Origin of the sequence: Flavobacterium sp. MEB061, from assembly GCF_000834715.1 — a bacterium.
Classification (GTDB): domain Bacteria; phylum Bacteroidota; class Bacteroidia; order Flavobacteriales; family Flavobacteriaceae; genus Flavobacterium; species Flavobacterium pectinovorum.
Map to the genome: position 1 here is coordinate 124,081 of NZ_JXQR01000040.1, position 15,785 is coordinate 139,865.

Genomic DNA, 15,785 nt, shown 5'->3' on the forward strand with positions numbered 1-15,785 from the left:
AGTATGTCTATTAAAAGAAAAAGAAGATTTCATGCCGAAGTGGCGACTTCCTCACTTAGTGATATTATGTTTTTCTTGCTGTTGTTTTTCTTAATTATATCAACGCTTGCAAATCCTAATGTTATTAAAATGACATTGCCAAAAGCGAAATCAAATGAAAAAACCAATAAACAATTAATCAGTTTATCGGTTACAGAAGATAAAAAATTCTACATCGACAAACAGCCAGTTGCATTCGAAGAACTGGAAACGAGTTTGATGGCAAAAATAGGAGCAGACAAACAACAAACCGTTGTAGTAAGAATTCCGTTTAATTTGCAAGTTCAGGATTTAGTAGATGTATTGCAAATAGGAGTGAAGAACAATTTGAAGTTTGTAATTGCTACGAGTCCAAAGTAAGTCTGGTTTATAAAATAATTTTTAAGTTAAAAATTTAATATTAAAATGAAGAAATTAGGATTCTTAATCGCAATACTTTTAGTAGGTTGTTCAACGAGTATTTCAACTAAAATAACAAATAAAAATTTTCAGAAATTAGAAGAAAACAATCAAGTAATTGTACTTGATAAAGAGGATGAATTGCCGAATGACTCTGAATTAATTGGAGATGTAAAAATTGGAGATTCAGGATTTACTACCGATTGTGGATATGATAAAGTTATAGCAGATGTAACAAAAGAAGCTAAAAGTGCCGGCGCCAATATTGTAAAAATTATTGAACTAAAAAAACCTAGCATATTTGGCAGTACCTGCTATAGAATTAAGGCAAAATTATATCGAAATTTAAATGCTGAATCATTATCTACAGTTGCCCAAAACAGAAATCTAAAAAATAAGTCAAGACTTCCGGAAAATAGTGATTATGCTATGATTTATTTTTATCGACCTACAGGAGGAACAGGTGCAATGCTAGGTTATAAAATTAAAGATGCCAATGATTCTATTGTTGGAAGGTTGAGAAATGGAGAAAAATTTGCATTTAAAACAAAGAAATTTGGAGAACAGACTTTTTATGGAGCTCTAGAAACTAAAGAAGAGGTAAAAATAAATGTTGAGAAAGGCAAGGAATATTTTATAAGATGCGCTGTTACTATGGGTGTTGCTCTAGGAAGACCGGAAATTACCCGTATTGAAAATTATGTAGCTATGAAAGAATATGACTCAATGAAATAAAAAGATTATTTTAGATATTAATATAAAAAAGGCTTTATGATAAAATTTCATAAAGCCTTTTTTTTTATGTTAACTATAATTCGTGAAAATTAGTGCAATTCGTGTTTTAATTTAAGCTAAAATTATAAACAATCTTACCAACCTGTTTTGCTGCTGCGTTATCATCAGGCGACCATTTTGTATTCATTGCAGCAATTTTAGCTTGTTCTAATAAACAGCTTGCTGTATTGGTTGTTCCTTTTATTCCTGCCGTTGCACTTATTGTTTTTCCGTTTTGATCGACTGTAACTTCAACCACCACTTTTCCTTCTTCGTTACACGTATATTTTGGTGCAGGTTTAGATAATGCTTTTCTAGTTCCTAATTGATATCCAGAACCACCACCAGAACCTCCGCCGCTTCCGGCTCCGTAACCGCTTCCGGTACCAATACCATTTCCGGTTCCGTTTCCTCCGCCGGTTCCGCCACCAGAACCTCCAGTGCCGTAGTAGCCGTTAGAACCCAAACTTCCGTTTGCTTTTCCTTTATTTCCTGCTGCTTTATCGTCTCCGTCTCCGCCTTTGTTTGATCCTTTTAAAATACTTGATAAAGCATCGTTTGTAGAATTAGAAACTTTTGGTTTTTGAGGTACAGGTTTTGTTTCCGGTTTTTCAACAGGAACAGGTTTTTTAGGTTTTTCCTTTACGGGAATAACGACATCATTATCGTCATCTGCTGTGTTTTCCTGAGTAATAATGGCTTCTTCAGGAGTTGCTTTTGCAGGCGTTGCTTTCGCTTCATTTTTAACGTCAAGAACTTCACTTTTATAATTGGCTCCTGATCCTACATCGCTGTCTCCAAAGTTTATAGTCACGCCGCCACCGCCACCGCCTTCTGCAAGCGCTGCGTTGTTCTCCGGATTGTATGGAGGCCAAAAACGTATAAAAAACAGCAATAGTATTATTACCGCATATATCGCCGTGGTGAGTAATAATGATTTCTTTTTATCTGAAGAATCTGTGGAACTCATTTTGATTCTGAATTTTTGTAATGTATTTAATAAAAACGTTTAAAAGTACTAAAAATTGTTTACAATCAGAGGCTGAGCCGGATTTTATGGGCTGAGGTTTTTTTGCACGCAGATTTGGCAGATTTGAGCAGATTTTAAATTATTGTTGATTGAAAAATAAATATAGATCTGTGTAAATCTGCTTTAAATCTGCTTTAAATCTGCTTTAAATCTGCTTGAAATCTTTGAGCTAAATTTTACCGCAGAGTTTGCAAAGTTTTTTCGCAAAGTTCATGAAGTTTAGTTTAAGTTGATTCTCAAGGGAAGTTCGCAAAGCTTTAACGTTTTTCTTAGCGTTCCTTGCGTAAACCTTCGTGCTTTGCCGTTAAATAAAAAAAGCGAGCTAAAAACAAATTTAGCCCGCTTAGAAATAAAGTATAAAAAATTATACTAATTGTTTCAATGCAATCTCAAAAGCCGTTGCACTAATATTTGTTTTTGAAGGATTTAAAGCATGAGCCTTAACAATCGCATTTTTTATAATTTCCGAAGTATCATTAAAGATAGCCTCATCTGTCATTTGCACTTTTTTCTCCATGAAATAAGCAAAAACCCTTGCCATTCCGCAGTTTGAAATGAAATCAGGAATCAAGCTTACTTTACGGTCTACGTCTTCCATAATTGAACCGAAGAAAATTTCTTTGTCGGCAAAAGGAACATTCGCTCCACATGAAATAACTTCTAATCCGTTTGCCATTAAACTATCAATTTGAGATTGAGCGACTAATCTTGAAGCAGCACAAGGTGTGAAAATTTCAGCACCAATAGTCCATATTTTTGAGTTGATTTCCTCAAACGGAATCATATTGTCGGCAACTAATTTGTTTCCGTCTTTGTTTAAAAATAAAGTTCTGATTTCTTCAAAAGAAAAACCTTCTTCTTTAATTAATCCTCCGTCGCGATCAATAATTCCGATAACTTTTGCGCCCATTTCGGCTAAATAAAAAGCTGCTGCAGAACCTACATTTCCAAAGCCCTGAACAATTGCTTTTTTACCTTTAATTTCTCCGCCATAAGTAGCGTAGAAATGACGAACAGCTTCGGCAACACCGTAACCTGTAATCATATCTGCAACCGTATATTTTCGGGTTACATCCGGTGAAAATTTAGGATTTTCGATTACCTTAATTACCCCTTGACGTAATTGACCAATTCTATTAATTTTATCAGCTTCTGTTGGTTTAAAATGTCCGTTAAAAACACCTTCCTGCGGATGCCAAACACCACATTCTTCTGTCATCGGGATTACTTCGTGAATTTCATCCACGTTCAAATCTCCACCAGTTCCGTAGTAACTTTTTAATAAAGGCGAAACCGCTTTGTACCAACGTTGTAAAACACCTTTTTTACGAGGATCGTTCGGGTCAAAATTAATTCCGGATTTAGCACCGCCAATTGCAGGACCTGAAACCGAGAATTTTACTTCCATGGTTTTGGCCAGTGATAAAACTTCGTTCATATCCAGGCCTTTTCTCATTCTTGTTCCACCTCCCGCGGCTCCTCCACGAAGTGAATTAATTACTGTCCAACCTTCGGCTTCTGTTTCAGAATCTTTCCAGTTAAAAACAATTTCAGGTTCCTTATTTTCAAATTGCTGTAATAAATCTTTCATTTTGTTAAGATATGTTTATTTTGCGTAAAAGTATAAAATAGAATAATGCGAATAATGTATTTCAAGGCAATTTTATTCAACAAAATGAAAAAGCCGAAAACGTAATAGTTTTCGGCTTTGAAATTTATATAATTCAGGTAATTAAATTATTGCCCCAATAAATGTTTTTTTAATGTATCGTCAACCGGTTTGTCAGATAACCAGATTCCGAATAATGCTTTTTTGAAATCAAACCCAGGAATTTTTCCTTTTACAACATCATTTTTAATTACGTTGATCGTTTGATCAAAAGGATTGTATGCCAAAACAAAAACATCTTTTTCTGTAATTACATCACTTAATAATTTTTTAAAATCTTCAATTCTCGGTTTTAATTCCTCAAAATTGCTTCCGGCAGATTTTTCAAAACCTGCATTCATTGCTTTTGTTAGTTTGTTTGAAGAAACCATTGATGAGGTAATTTCAATTCGAATCGCCATTTCAGTATCGCTGTCAATAATAAATTTTGGATCCTGGCTTAATTGAGATAAATACAAAGCCTGAACATAAACTTCTAACCACATTTTAGATCTTCCGCCCGCGCCATTAAGCTGTAAAGTTTTGTTTTGAAATTCAATTTTTCTAGGTACAGTAACACCGTTTACCTCAAGGTGCGTTTGTGCAGAAACTGTTGAAAACTGAAGGCTTAAAATGAATGCAAATAATAGTAAAATCTTTTTCATACTCTATCGATAGTTTATTTTTTTTAGGCAAAATTAATGTTAATTTTCCGATTTTTTAACATATTGAAATTATTTTTTTTGATCTAGTTTATTCATAATCAAATTAGTAAGACTTGTTTTACGTACATATACGTGGTTTTATGGCTTTTGGTTTTTTTGCGTCCTGAATTATTTAAACCTTTATAAATAGTACTTTTTTATCGATAACTTAATTCTTAAATTTTGAAGAAAATGTTGCAAATTTCACGTTATAGAGACTAAAATTCAATATAATCACGAAAACGTTATCGTGATTCTTGCTAATATCTTAAAATTATATGCACGCATTGTTAATTCGACTTTAAAAATTATCTTTGGAAGCCTTTATTCAGGTGAAGAAAAAGCAATTCAAAAACACAAAAAAACCACTAGCCGAACTACTATTTTTAATTTTGGTTTAGCAAAAACAAAAAATAAACGACACTATGGATTTCAATCTTACCGAAGAACATTTAATGATTCAACAAGCTGCGAGAGATTTTGCCCAAAACGAATTGTTGGCGGGAGTTATCGAACGCGATGAAAAACAAATTTTTCCAACAGAACAAGTAAAAAAAATGGGACAACTGGGATTCATGGGAATGATGGTTGATCCTAAATACGGCGGAAGCGGTTTAGATACAATTTCGTACGTAATTGCAATGGAAGAAATTTCAAAAGTTGATGCTTCGGCTTCTGTAGTAATGTCTGTTAATAACTCATTAGTTTGCTGGGGTTTACAAGAATTTGGAACCGAAGAACAAAAACAAAAATATTTACCGGGATTAGCTTCAGGTGAAATACACGGAGCTTTCTGTTTAAGCGAGCCGGAAGCGGGTAGTGATGCCACTTCGCAAAAAACAACTGCTATTGATATGGGCGACCATTATTTGGTAAACGGAACAAAAAACTGGATTACGAACGGTAACACGGCATCTGTTTATTTAGTAATTGCCCAAACACATGCTGAGAAAAAACACAAAGGAATCAATGCGTTGATTATGACCAAAGATATGCCCGGTTTTTCTGTTGGTCCAAAAGAACAAAAAATGGGAATTCGTGGTTCTGATACACACTCTTTAATGTTTAATGATGTAAAAGTTCCAAAAGAAAATAGAATTGGCGAAGATGGTTTCGGATTTAAATTTGCAATGAAAACCCTTGCCGGAGGACGTATCGGAATTGCTTCTCAGGCTCTAGGGATTGCTTCTGGAGCTTATGAATTGGCTTTGAAATATTCAAAAGAAAGAAAAGCTTTTGGAACAGAAATTTGCAACCATCAGGCAATTGCTTTTAAATTGGCAGACATGGCGGTAAATATCGAAGCGGCGCGTCATTTATGTATGAAAGCGGCCTGGGATAAAGACCAGCACAAAAACTATGATGTAAGTGGTGCGATGGCAAAATTATTTGCTTCGCAGGTTGCAATGGATACGGCTGTTGAGGCTGTTCAGATTCATGGTGGGAATGGCTATGTAAAAGAATATCACGTTGAACGTTTTATGCGTGACGCAAAAATTACACAGATTTACGAAGGAACTTCTGAAATTCAGAAAATTGTAATTTCAAGATCGGTTATTGCGGGATAAATTTCCTTCAAAATATATTATAAACCCTTTCAGGCTTTGGCTTCGAAAGGGTTTTTTGTTTGCTTTTTAATTTTGCTACATTTACAAAAAGTATTTTTATGTACGAAGATTTAAAATATTGGTATTTGCGTGATCACAAATTGTTTAGAACTTTAAGTTTTTCTCAAATCAAACAATTGTGCATTATTACAGGTTTTAAAAAAGCATCAAAAGGCGAGATTATTTATTTTTCCTCTTCGGATGTTCCGCGCATATTTTTATTGAAAAAAGGAAATATAAAAATTGTGGCTATTGACGAAGATGGCAATGAAACCATCAAAGATATTATCCAAAAAGGCGATTTGTTTGGCGAATTGACTCTGGAAACGGATGATAAAGTCGAAGAATATGCCAAAGTACTTTCTGACGACGTTTCTATTTGCAGTTTTTTGATGTCAGACTTTGAAGATTTATTGCTTCGAAATCCCTCATTGGCACTTTCATATACCAAATTTGTTGGTTTAAAAATGAAGCGTATCAAAAATAGCTATGCTAATTTAATTTCTAAAGATGCCAAAACCAGAATGTACCAATTTCTAAAAGACTGGGCCGAGAAAGAAGGCGTTCGAAAAGGAAATATGGTGGCCATCGAAAATTATCTAACCCAAACAGATATCGCGCAAATTATTTGTACTTCAAGACAAACGGCGACTCAATTATTAAATGAAATGGAAAATAATCAGCTTTTGCATTATAGCAGAAGCGAGATTGTGATTCAGGATATTACCAAATTATAATTATTTTAGGCTAACTGTAAATTAGCCGACATTTTGTTTTTTCATAGTAAAGTAGTTTTACATCATCAATAATGATAAATGTAAAACTATGAAAAAACTACTCTTTATGCTTTTGGCAACAATAAGTTTCGTTGCTAATGCTCAAACCGCAGTGCCTAAAACTGCGAATGATATTGCTCCGCTGTTAATAGGAGAGAAAATTCCGGATATTACTTTAAAGACAGCTAAAAATGCAGCTGTTCAGCTTTCGGATTTATTTAAAAACAAAAAGACCGTTTTAGTTTTTTATCGCGGCGGTTGGTGTCCGTATTGCAATATGCATCTTTCTGCTTTGGCTGAAGCCGAAAAACAAATTCTTGATTTAGGATATCAAATTATTGCAATAAGTCCTGATACTCCCGAAAACTTAAAAATTACAGCAGAAAAAGATAAAGTAAAATATACGTTGCTTTCTGACTCAAAAGGAGATTTGATAAAAACGGCAGGAATTGCTTTTGAAGCTCCTGAAAACTATAAATCAACAATTAACGTATATTCTAATGGAGTGAATACGAGTTTTTTACCTGTTCCTTCTGTTTTTGTTGTAAATACTGATAGTGACATTTTATTCGAATATATTTCACCAGATTTTAAACATCGGATTTCATCTGAATTATTGATTTCTGTATTAAAAAACTTAAAATAAATAAAGATGAAAAAGTTAGTATTATTCGTATTACTATTTGTTTCGGTTTTTTCATTTGCTCAAAACGATTCGAAACGTACAGCTCAATATAATGTAGAAAATAAAGTTGCAATTCAGGGTTATGATCCGGTTGCTTATTTTAATCAGGGAAAAGCGGTGAAAGGCAAAAAAGAAATTTTAGCATCATATCAGGGAGTGATTTATAAATTTTCATCAAACGAAAACAAAGATGCTTTTTTAAAAAGTCCTTCAAAATATGAACCTCAATATGGCGGTTGGTGTGCTTATGCAATGGGAAGTTCCGGAGAAAAAGTCGAAATAAATCCGGAAACTTTTAAGATTATAGACGGAAAACTCTATTTATTTTATAACGCTTATTTTAATAATACATTGAAAAGCTGGAATAAAGACGAGAGTGATTTAAAATCGAAAGCTGATAATAACTGGAAGAAGTTTTATAAAGGATAGAAATCATGAAAAGAAAAAAAATAGTTTGGCTTTTAAGAATTGTGTCAGCTAGTATCTTATTACAGACATTGTTTTTTAAATTCAGCGGAGCTCAGGAAAGTATTTATATTTTCTCAAAATTAGGAATGGAACCTTACGGCAGAATTGGTTCCGGAATTGTCGAACTGGTTGCTGCTACTTTAATATTAATTCCCAAAACAACCTGGATGGGCGCTTTATTAGCCTGCGGAATTATGAGTGGTGCTATTCTTTCGCATTTATTTGTTTTAGGAATAGCGGTTGAAAACGATGGAGGATTACTTTTTGTATTGGCATTGATCGTTTTATTGAGTTGCATAGAATTAATTAATCTGAGTAGAAATAATTTTTTTAACCTTTTAAAAGCGAAATAATTATGTTGATAAAATCGATACATCGCAGTTTAGATGAGCTAATTAATTTATTAGGTCAGCTATCAGATCATGATTATTCAAAACCATGTGAAGCTTTAAGTAATTCAAGTATTGGAGAGCACACCAGACATATTCTTGAGATGTTTCAATGTCTTGATAAAAGCTATGATTCAGGAGTTTTAAATTATGATCAAAGAGAAAGAAATATACAAATTCAAACCGAGACAGATTACGCAAAACAATGCATTTTTGAAATAAAAAGAAGTTTGAAAAGCGAAAATAAAATACTTTATCTGGAGCAGTTTATTGATGGACTTACCATGCGAATTCAGACCAATTATTATAGGGAATTATTATACAATCTGGAACATTGCATTCACCATCAGGCTTTGATAAAAGTGGCGGTTTTGCAATATAAAAATGTTATGGTACACGAAAATTTTGGAGTTGCACGCTCTACAATAGAATATAGAAAACAATGTGTACAGTAAGTTTTGTAAATAATAATGGAGTTGTAATGATTACTTCGAACCGTGATGAACAAGTTGTTCGGCCAGGTGCAATCGCACCAAAAAATTACAATCAAAACGGTAAGAATGTTATATATCCCAAAGACCCAAAAGCGGGAGGAACCTGGTTTGCTGTCGATGCGGATAAGACGGTTTTAGTGCTTTTAAATGGAGGTTTGGAAAAACATGAAGCGGCTTTCTCCTATAGAAAAAGCCGCGGATTAATTGCTTTGGATATGATGTACAGTAAGTCTCCCAAAGATTTTTGGACTCAGATTAACCTTGAAAATATCGAACCATTTACATTGGTTTTGTATCAGGAAGAAAAATTATATGAACTTATCTGGAACGGTTTTGGAAAAAGGATGACGAAGTTAGACCAAAATAAAAATCATATTTGGTCGTCGGTTACTTTGTATTCAGGTGAAATCAGGAAAAAACGATTTGATTGGTTCGCGCAGTTTTTAAAAGATAAAAGTGAAATTTCGGCTCAGGATATGTTCGATTTTCATCGAAATACACAAGATGATGATGCCGAAAATGGTTTAGTAATCAACAGACAGAATGTTTTAAAAACATTGAGTATTACACAAGTTACAATAGAACAAAACAAAGGGATTATGAGGCATTATGATTTGATTAATGCAGAAGATTTTTCAACAACATTTATTAGTATTTAATAAAGTATCATGAAGCTATTTTTTCATAAAATCACCAATTGGGAATATTGGCCATTTCAGGTTTTGTACATTCCTATTTATTTTCTTTGGGCTTATTATGCCATCAAAGCAAGATCTATTTTTTTCTTTAATGCCTCAAATCCGAAAATTAAAAATGGAGGATTTATGATGGAAAGCAAAAAACAGATTTACGATTTATTGCCCAAAAAATATTATCCTAAAACTATATTGATTAAGGAAAATACAGATTTGAAAAAGATAATAGAAACCGTTGTCGAGAAAGGAATCTATTTTCCATTAATCGCAAAACCGGATATTGGTTTGCGAGGTTCTGGTGTAAAAAAAATAAAAACAGTTTCTGAATTAAAAAACTACGCAGAAAAAGCAAATTTCGATTTTTTATTACAGGATTTGATTCCGTTTAAAAATGAAGTTGGTGTTTTTTACGTGCGCCATCCACATCAAAAGAAAGGGAAAATTACGGGAATAGTTTCAAAAGAATTCTTAATTGTAAAAGGCGACGGCGTTTCATCAATTGAAGATTTAATTCATAAAACACCACGGTTTAAATTTCAGTTTGAAACTTTAAAAGAACAATATGGAGATCAATTGAAACGAGTTTTAAGAAAGGATGAAAGTATAAACTTAGTTCCGTTTGGTAATCATGCGCGTGGCGCTAAATTTTTGGATGGAAGTGATTTAATTACGCCAAAATTAACCGCAATGATAGATCATATTGCGACTCAAATTCCGGAATTTTATTTCGGGCGTTTTGATATTATGTACAACACTTTTGAAGAATTAGAAAGAGGAGAAAACTTTTTAATTGTAGAACTTAATGGCGCCGCGAGCGAACCAACACATATTTACGATCCTAAACATTCGGTTTGGTTTGCCTGGAAAGAACTCGCCAGACATATTACCTATATGTATGAAATAAGCGTTGTGAATCATAAAATGGGCGTTCCGTATTTAGATTATAAAGTAGGTATGCGGGAATATAAACTGCATCTTGCCCAGAATAATAAGATCATAAATTTTTAAAAAATGAAAAGATTAAAAAATATCTGTGTTGGTTTTCTGGTGAGTTTCATCGGTTCAATTCCGCTTGGATATTTAAATCTCGCCGGATTAGAGATTTACTCAAAATCGGGACTTCATAATTTAGTTTTATTTTTATTCGGAGTTGTTTTCGTTGAAACTTTTGTGATTTATTTTACGCTGCTTTTTGCCAGACAATTGGTTAACAATAAAAAATTAATAAAAATTATTGATTTTTTTGCTGTTGGATTTATGTTTGTTCTGGCTTACTTATTTTATTCAAATTCCAATCAAACAACATCTGCAAATAATCATATAAATCAATTTTTGATGTATTCACCATTTGTAATTGGCGTAATTTTAAATTGTTTTAATTTTCTACAACTGCCATTCTGGACGAGTTGGAATCTATATTTAATTAATGGAAAGTATATTGCAACCGAAAAACAGCTAAAATATTATTATATTGCAGGAACTTTAATTGGTGTTTTTTTAGGAATGTTGAGTTTGATAGTAACATTACAAACCTTATTTCAACAAGCAAACCAATTTTCAAAGTATGTAATGCCTGTTTTTATTCCGTTGTTTTTCATTCTATTGGGGAGTATTCAGGTATTTAAAGTGTATAAAAAATATTTTAAATCATCTGCTTTAGGGATTTAGGCTCTAAAGCTAAAACTCTTCATCCATGAAAAAACTATACTTTCTTCTTCCATTTGTTTTGTTGGCATGTAAATCGAATACAACAGTAGGCGATAAATCTTCAAAAGAAGCATCCAAACCAATTGAAATAACATACAAGGTTCAGGAAACTGAGGTTTCGGATTTCTTAAGATATCTTTCTTCAGATGAATTAGAAGGCCGCGAAACCGGAACCAGAGGAATAGAAAAAGCAGCAGTATTTTTGGAAGATTTCTTAAAAAAGAATAACGTAAAACCTTATTTTAAAACCTATCGCGATACACTTACCAATTTTAAATCGCCGGCTTTTAATATCGTTGGGGTTATTGAAGGAACAGATCCTGAACTTAAAAAGGAATTTGTGGTTTTAAGTGCACACTACGATCACATTGGTTTAGAGAAAAAGAAACAAGATGATGTTGTAAATAATGGAGCAAATGATGATGCTTCGGGCGTAACGGCTGTGGCTCAAATGGCAAAATATTTTACAGAAACAAAATCGAATAAGCGAAGTATTTTGGTTGTGTTTTTTGCCGGAGAAGAAAAAGGATTGCTTGGGTCTAAAAGTTTGGTTCAGAAATTAAAGGCTCAGGATTTTAATTTATATGCACAATTGAATATCGAAATGATTGGTGTACCTATGAAACGAGATTATTTGGCATACATAACTGGTTTTGATAAGTCAAACATGGCAGAGAAAATAAACCAATATACAGGAAAAAATACAATTGGTTTTTTACCAAAAGAAGCAGAGTATAAATTGTTTTACAGATCCGACAATTTCTCTTTTTATGAAGCATTTAAAAAACCATGTCAGTCGATAAGTACTTTTGATTTTGAAAATTTCGAATTCTATCATCATGTTTCAGATGAATTTAAACTAATGGATATTCCACATATGACCGCTTTTATTCAGGAATTTTTACCCGCTGTAACGAAAATGGCAGATACTCCAACAGAGGAAATTACAATGAAATAATAATTACTCTTTTTGTTGGATTGCTTATTTTTGCCACATGAAAAATATTATTGTTACCGGAACGAGTAGGGGAATTGGTTATGAACTTGCTTTGCAGTTTGCCAATGCAGGCCATCAGGTTTTGGCTATCTCGAGAAATACACCTCAGGCACTTTTACAACATCAAAATATAACTTGTCTTTCGGTTGATTTGGCAAACGAATTGGCTTTGGCTGTTGTTGAAGATTTTCTTTCTTCAACATGGAAAAAAGTTGATGCCGTTGTACATAACGCAGGAGCGTTGTTATTGAAGCCTTTCGCAGAAACGACTCAGGCTGATTTTGAAAGCATTTACAAAGTGAATGTTTTTGGAGTGGCAAATCTTACCAGAATTTGCTTGCCTTATCTTCAAAGCGGAAGCCACGTTGTAACCATAAGTTCAATTGGCGGCGTTAGAGGAAGTCTTAAATTTGCCGGATTGGCAGCTTATAGTTCAAGCAAAGGGGCCGTAATTACTTTAACCGAATTATTAGCAGAAGAATATAAAGAAAAAGGAATTTCGTTTAATGTTCTGGCTTTAGGTTCAGTTCAGACAGAAATGTTAAATGAAGCTTTCCCAGGTTATCAGGCGCCAATTTCGGCCGAAGGAATGGCCACTTATATTTATGATTTTACCTTAAATGGAAATAAATATTTTAATGGGAAGGTTTTGGAGGTTTCTTCGACGAATCCTTAATTAATTATGAGTTATAAGTTATGAATTATGAGTGAGAGTATTGTGAAGGTTAAGAGTTTTGAATTAGCTATTAGAGGAGTTAATTTTTACAAATGGTTAGTTGCGGAGAAGAAGGAGTTTGTGATGAGTAAACAATTTTTACGTTCAATTACATCAGTTGGGGCAAATGTTCGGGAAGCCATTAATGCACAAAGTAAAGCTGATTTTATTCATAAATTATCAATTTCTCAAAAAGAGTGTGATGAATCAATGTATTGGTTAGAAATATTAATTGGTACAAATTATATTTCTCAAATAGAATTTGAGTCAATGCATAATCAATGTGGCGAAGTGCTAAAAATCATCAAAAGCATAATAATTACATCAAAGAAAAATAACAAGTTAGTAAACTCATAACTCATACTTTATAATTCATAATTATTTTGAACGAAACCTTAGCTAAATACATTCCGGAGCATGCTGTAAAGCCTGCATTTGATTTGATTGTTGCCAATCAGGTTCATCTGAAAATCGTAAATGAGCGACAAACGCGTCATGGTGATTACAGGCGCGGTCATACGGGCAAGCATGAAATTACGGTAAATGCAAGTTTAAATAAATATCGTTTTTTAATAACGTTAATTCACGAGATTGCACATTTGGTTGCTTTTGAAAAGTTTGGAAGAAATATTAAACCGCACGGGGATGAATGGAAATTTACTTTTCAAAGATTAATGGTTCCCTTTATTCGTCCGGAGATTTTCCCGGGGCAATTATTGCCGTTGTTAGCGCGTCATTTTAAGAATCCTACAGCAAGTAGTGATACAGATACGACTTTGTCTCTGGCTTTAAAACAATACGACAAGGAAAACGATAAAAACTATGTTTTTGAGATTCCGTATGGAAGTGTTTTCAGAATTAAAAACGGAAAAATATTCAAGAAACTTGCCGTGAGAACAAAACGTTTTGAATGCATCGAAATAAGCTCAGGAAGAACCTATCTTTTTAATCCAAATGCTGAGGTTGAACTTTTACCAGGAAATCATTAACTGAAAGTAAATTCCAATAAAAAAAACCAAAAAAATAAATCCCAAATTCCAACGTGCTTAGTTTTGGAATTTGGGATTTTTTTTTTGGAATTTCCTGTATATTGGAATTTGAAAAAGTTTATCCTTCTCTTAAATACGCTTCTCTTACTTTTTTAAACAGGTTTGAAGAGTAAACAAACTTCACAATATCTTTATTGTCTGTTCTAAAGATTTCTTCTTTGGTTCCCTGCCACGCTTTTAAACCTTTTTTAAGGAATACGATGTTCTCACCAATTTCCATAACCGAGTTCATATCGTGCGTATTAATTACGGTCGTAATGTTATATTCTTTAGTGATTTCCTGAATCAGATTATCAATCAAAGTTGAAGTATTTGGATCTAAACCAGAGTTTGGTTCATCACAAAACAAATATTTCGGATTGTTTACAATAGCTCGGGCAATAGCCACACGTTTTTGCATTCCTCCGGAAATCTCTGAAGGTAATTTTCTATGAGCATCAACTAGATTAACTCTTTCCAAAACAAAATCAACACGCTCTTTGATTTTTGCTCTATTATCGTTGGTAAACATTTTTAGAGGAAAAGCAACATTCTCTTCAACAGTCATCGAATCAAATAAGGCACTTCCCTGAAAAACCATTCCAATTTCAGTTCTTAATTCTCTTTTTTCATCCGGATCTAAATCAGCATAAACTCGTCCGTCAAACTCAATAGTTCCAGAATCAGGAGTATGAATTCCTAATAAACTTTTTAATAATACTGTTTTTCCGGATCCACTTTGTCCAATAATTAAGTTGGTTTTTCCAGTTTCAAAAACTGTCGAAACCCCTTTTAGAACTTTGCTATCTCCAAATGATTTTTCTAAATTTTTTACTTCTATCATGATCCTAGTAACAATTGTGTTAGTATATAATTAAAAAGAATGATACAAACCGACGTCCAAACGAATGAAACTGTACTGGCTTTACCAACTTCTAGTGCTCCACCTTTCATATAATAACCATGAAAAGATGGGATTGTTGCCAATAACATTGCGAAAATTAGCGTTTTGATAAAGGCATAAACAATATGAAACGGAATAAATTCCATTTGTGCACCATCAATAAAAGCGGCACTTGTTGTAAAACCTCCGTAAACTCCGGCAAGCCATCCTCCAAAAATTCCCAAAAACATACTGATACCAATAACAAATGGATACAATAGCAAAGCAATAATTTTAGGGAAAACTAAATAGTTTAATGAATTTACACCCATTACTTCTAAAGCATCGATTTGCTCTGTAACGCGCATTGTACCAATACTCGAGGTGATGAATGAACCCATTTTTCCGGCCATAATAACCGAAATAAAAGTAGGGGCAAACTCTAAAATTACAGATTGACGTGTAGCAAAACCAATTAAATATTTTGGAATTAACGGATTTGTTAAGTTTAGTGCGGTCTGAATGGCAACAACTCCTCCTACGAAGAAAGAGATAAAACAAACGATACCTAGTGAGTCGATAATCAAATCATCGATTTCTTTGAAAATTAAATTTCTCATAACAGACCATTTTGTCTGTTTATTAAAAATTTCTTTTAGCATTAAAAAATATCTTCCTATCTGAGATAAGTAACGAATTAGCATCATAAGTTTTACAAATATTGGCTAAGGTAAAAATAAGTTATGA

20 protein-coding genes are annotated in these 15,785 nt (G+C 33.2%); 15 read left to right on the forward strand and 5 right to left on the reverse strand.

Annotated elements, in window-relative coordinates:
* Nucleotides 1–3 precede the first annotated feature (3 nt).
* A complete protein-coding gene (locus tag RT99_RS16220; protein WP_042565806.1) occupies nt 4–399 on the forward strand; it encodes a biopolymer transporter ExbD in 396 nt (131 codons plus the stop codon).
* Nucleotides 400–444: 45 nt separating this feature from the next.
* Complete coding sequence (locus RT99_RS24765) at nt 445–1,173, forward strand: hypothetical protein (protein WP_052483704.1); 729 nt, start codon at nt 445–447, stop codon at nt 1,171–1,173.
* Between the two features lie 106 nt (nt 1,174–1,279).
* On the opposite strand, the gene RT99_RS16230 is transcribed toward RT99_RS24765, so the two are convergent.
* The 3 genes from RT99_RS16230 to RT99_RS16240 form a co-directional block, all read right to left on the reverse strand.
* Nucleotides 1,280–2,182: a hypothetical protein gene (locus RT99_RS16230; protein ID WP_042565807.1), complete on the reverse strand. Its 903-nt coding sequence runs from the start codon at nt 2,180–2,182 to the stop codon at nt 1,280–1,282.
* Nucleotides 2,183–2,606: 424 nt separating this feature from the next.
* Nucleotides 2,607–3,833, reverse strand: a complete 1,227-nt coding sequence (locus tag RT99_RS16235; protein ID WP_042565808.1) for a Glu/Leu/Phe/Val dehydrogenase dimerization domain-containing protein — start codon at nt 3,831–3,833, stop codon at nt 2,607–2,609.
* 146 nt (nt 3,834–3,979) lie between these two features.
* Nucleotides 3,980–4,555, reverse strand: coding sequence for a chalcone isomerase family protein (locus tag RT99_RS16240; protein ID WP_042565809.1), 576 nt, complete (start codon nt 4,553–4,555; stop codon nt 3,980–3,982).
* 464 nt (nt 4,556–5,019) lie between these two features.
* Here RT99_RS16240 and RT99_RS16245 point away from each other — a divergent pair, with 464 nt between their 5' ends.
* The 13 genes from RT99_RS16245 (at nt 5,020) to RT99_RS16305 (ending at nt 14,116) form a co-directional block, all read left to right on the forward strand.
* On the forward strand, nt 5,020–6,162 hold the full coding sequence (locus RT99_RS16245; RefSeq protein ID WP_042565810.1) for an acyl-CoA dehydrogenase family protein: 1,143 nt from the start codon (nt 5,020–5,022) through the stop codon (nt 6,160–6,162).
* A gap of 98 nt (nt 6,163–6,260) precedes the next feature.
* Nucleotides 6,261–6,938 carry a Crp/Fnr family transcriptional regulator gene (locus tag RT99_RS16250; protein ID WP_042565811.1) on the forward strand — a complete coding sequence of 226 codons (678 nt, stop codon included), beginning with the start codon at nt 6,261–6,263 and terminating at the stop codon, nt 6,936–6,938.
* A gap of 88 nt (nt 6,939–7,026) precedes the next feature.
* A complete protein-coding gene (locus RT99_RS16255) occupies nt 7,027–7,623 on the forward strand; it encodes a peroxiredoxin-like family protein (RefSeq protein WP_042565812.1) in 597 nt (198 codons plus the stop codon).
* A 6-nt stretch (nt 7,624–7,629) separates the two neighbouring features.
* Nucleotides 7,630–8,091: a YHS domain-containing (seleno)protein gene (locus RT99_RS16260; protein ID WP_042565813.1), complete on the forward strand. Its 462-nt coding sequence runs from the start codon at nt 7,630–7,632 to the stop codon at nt 8,089–8,091.
* Nucleotides 8,092–8,096: 5 nt separating this feature from the next.
* Nucleotides 8,097–8,483, forward strand: a complete 387-nt coding sequence (locus RT99_RS16265) for a DoxX family membrane protein (RefSeq protein ID WP_042565814.1) — start codon at nt 8,097–8,099, stop codon at nt 8,481–8,483.
* Nucleotides 8,484–8,485: 2 nt separating this feature from the next.
* Nucleotides 8,486–8,974: a hypothetical protein gene (locus RT99_RS16270; RefSeq protein ID WP_042565815.1), complete on the forward strand. Its 489-nt coding sequence runs from the start codon at nt 8,486–8,488 to the stop codon at nt 8,972–8,974.
* Complete coding sequence (locus RT99_RS16275; RefSeq protein ID WP_042565816.1) at nt 8,962–9,672, forward strand: NRDE family protein; 711 nt, start codon at nt 8,962–8,964, stop codon at nt 9,670–9,672. Before RT99_RS16270 ends, RT99_RS16275 begins: the two co-directional genes overlap by 13 nt.
* 9 nt (nt 9,673–9,681) lie before the next feature.
* Nucleotides 9,682–10,716 carry a D-alanine--D-alanine ligase gene (locus tag RT99_RS16280; RefSeq protein WP_042565817.1) on the forward strand — a complete coding sequence of 345 codons (1,035 nt, stop codon included), beginning with the start codon at nt 9,682–9,684 and terminating at the stop codon, nt 10,714–10,716.
* Nucleotides 10,717–10,719: 3 nt separating this feature from the next.
* Nucleotides 10,720–11,376: a hypothetical protein gene (locus tag RT99_RS16285; protein ID WP_042565818.1), complete on the forward strand. Its 657-nt coding sequence runs from the start codon at nt 10,720–10,722 to the stop codon at nt 11,374–11,376.
* Between the two features lie 25 nt (nt 11,377–11,401).
* The gene (locus tag RT99_RS16290) at nt 11,402–12,373 is read left to right on the forward strand and encodes a M20/M25/M40 family metallo-hydrolase (protein ID WP_042565819.1); all 972 of its coding nucleotides are present in this window, start codon (nt 11,402–11,404) and stop codon (nt 12,371–12,373) included.
* 37 nt (nt 12,374–12,410) lie between these two features.
* Nucleotides 12,411–13,088 carry an SDR family oxidoreductase gene (locus tag RT99_RS16295; RefSeq protein WP_042565820.1) on the forward strand — a complete coding sequence of 226 codons (678 nt, stop codon included), beginning with the start codon at nt 12,411–12,413 and terminating at the stop codon, nt 13,086–13,088.
* Nucleotides 13,089–13,115: 27 nt separating this feature from the next.
* Nucleotides 13,116–13,484 (forward strand): four helix bundle protein, encoded by a 369-nt coding sequence (locus RT99_RS16300; RefSeq protein ID WP_042565821.1) that lies wholly within the window; start codon nt 13,116–13,118, stop codon nt 13,482–13,484.
* A 26-nt stretch (nt 13,485–13,510) separates the two neighbouring features.
* Complete coding sequence (locus RT99_RS16305; protein ID WP_042565822.1) at nt 13,511–14,116, forward strand: SprT-like domain-containing protein; 606 nt, start codon at nt 13,511–13,513, stop codon at nt 14,114–14,116.
* Nucleotides 14,117–14,234: 118 nt separating this feature from the next.
* Here the strand turns inward: RT99_RS16305 and RT99_RS16310 are convergent, their stop codons facing one another.
* Nucleotides 14,235–14,999, reverse strand: a complete 765-nt coding sequence (locus tag RT99_RS16310) for an ABC transporter ATP-binding protein (RefSeq protein ID WP_042565823.1) — start codon at nt 14,997–14,999, stop codon at nt 14,235–14,237.
* Entirely contained in the window at nt 14,996–15,745 is a 750-nt protein-coding gene (locus tag RT99_RS16315; protein WP_042565824.1) for an ABC transporter permease, read from the reverse strand. Before RT99_RS16315 ends, RT99_RS16310 begins: the two co-directional genes overlap by 4 nt.
* Nucleotides 15,746–15,785 lie beyond the last annotated feature (40 nt).

Bases quoted from the DNA above. Each gene is read 5' to 3' on its own strand.
- RT99_RS16220 (WP_042565806.1), top strand. From the start codon at position 4: ATGTCTATTAAAAGAAAAAGAAGATTTCATGCCGAAGTGGCGACTTCC.
- RT99_RS24765 (WP_052483704.1), top strand. From the start codon at position 445: ATGAAGAAATTAGGATTCTTAATCGCAATACTTTTAGTAGGTTGTTCA.
- RT99_RS16230 (WP_042565807.1), bottom strand. From the start codon at position 2,182: ATGAGTTCCACAGATTCTTCAGATAAAAAGAAATCATTATTACTCACC.
- RT99_RS16235 (WP_042565808.1), bottom strand. From the start codon at position 3,833: ATGAAAGATTTATTACAGCAATTTGAAAATAAGGAACCTGAAATTGTT.
- RT99_RS16240 (WP_042565809.1), bottom strand. From the start codon at position 4,555: ATGAAAAAGATTTTACTATTATTTGCATTCATTTTAAGCCTTCAGTTT.
- RT99_RS16245 (WP_042565810.1), top strand. From the start codon at position 5,020: ATGGATTTCAATCTTACCGAAGAACATTTAATGATTCAACAAGCTGCG.
- RT99_RS16250 (WP_042565811.1), top strand. From the start codon at position 6,261: ATGTACGAAGATTTAAAATATTGGTATTTGCGTGATCACAAATTGTTT.
- RT99_RS16255 (WP_042565812.1), top strand. From the start codon at position 7,027: ATGAAAAAACTACTCTTTATGCTTTTGGCAACAATAAGTTTCGTTGCT.
- RT99_RS16260 (WP_042565813.1), top strand. From the start codon at position 7,630: ATGAAAAAGTTAGTATTATTCGTATTACTATTTGTTTCGGTTTTTTCA.
- RT99_RS16265 (WP_042565814.1), top strand. From the start codon at position 8,097: ATGAAAAGAAAAAAAATAGTTTGGCTTTTAAGAATTGTGTCAGCTAGT.
- RT99_RS16270 (WP_042565815.1), top strand. From the start codon at position 8,486: ATGTTGATAAAATCGATACATCGCAGTTTAGATGAGCTAATTAATTTA.
- RT99_RS16275 (WP_042565816.1), top strand. From the start codon at position 8,962: ATGTGTACAGTAAGTTTTGTAAATAATAATGGAGTTGTAATGATTACT.
- RT99_RS16280 (WP_042565817.1), top strand. From the start codon at position 9,682: ATGAAGCTATTTTTTCATAAAATCACCAATTGGGAATATTGGCCATTT.
- RT99_RS16285 (WP_042565818.1), top strand. From the start codon at position 10,720: ATGAAAAGATTAAAAAATATCTGTGTTGGTTTTCTGGTGAGTTTCATC.
- RT99_RS16290 (WP_042565819.1), top strand. From the start codon at position 11,402: ATGAAAAAACTATACTTTCTTCTTCCATTTGTTTTGTTGGCATGTAAA.
- RT99_RS16295 (WP_042565820.1), top strand. From the start codon at position 12,411: ATGAAAAATATTATTGTTACCGGAACGAGTAGGGGAATTGGTTATGAA.
- RT99_RS16300 (WP_042565821.1), top strand. From the start codon at position 13,116: ATGAGTGAGAGTATTGTGAAGGTTAAGAGTTTTGAATTAGCTATTAGA.
- RT99_RS16310 (WP_042565823.1), bottom strand. From the start codon at position 14,999: ATGATAGAAGTAAAAAATTTAGAAAAATCATTTGGAGATAGCAAAGTT.
- RT99_RS16315 (WP_042565824.1), bottom strand. From the start codon at position 15,745: ATGATGCTAATTCGTTACTTATCTCAGATAGGAAGATATTTTTTAATG.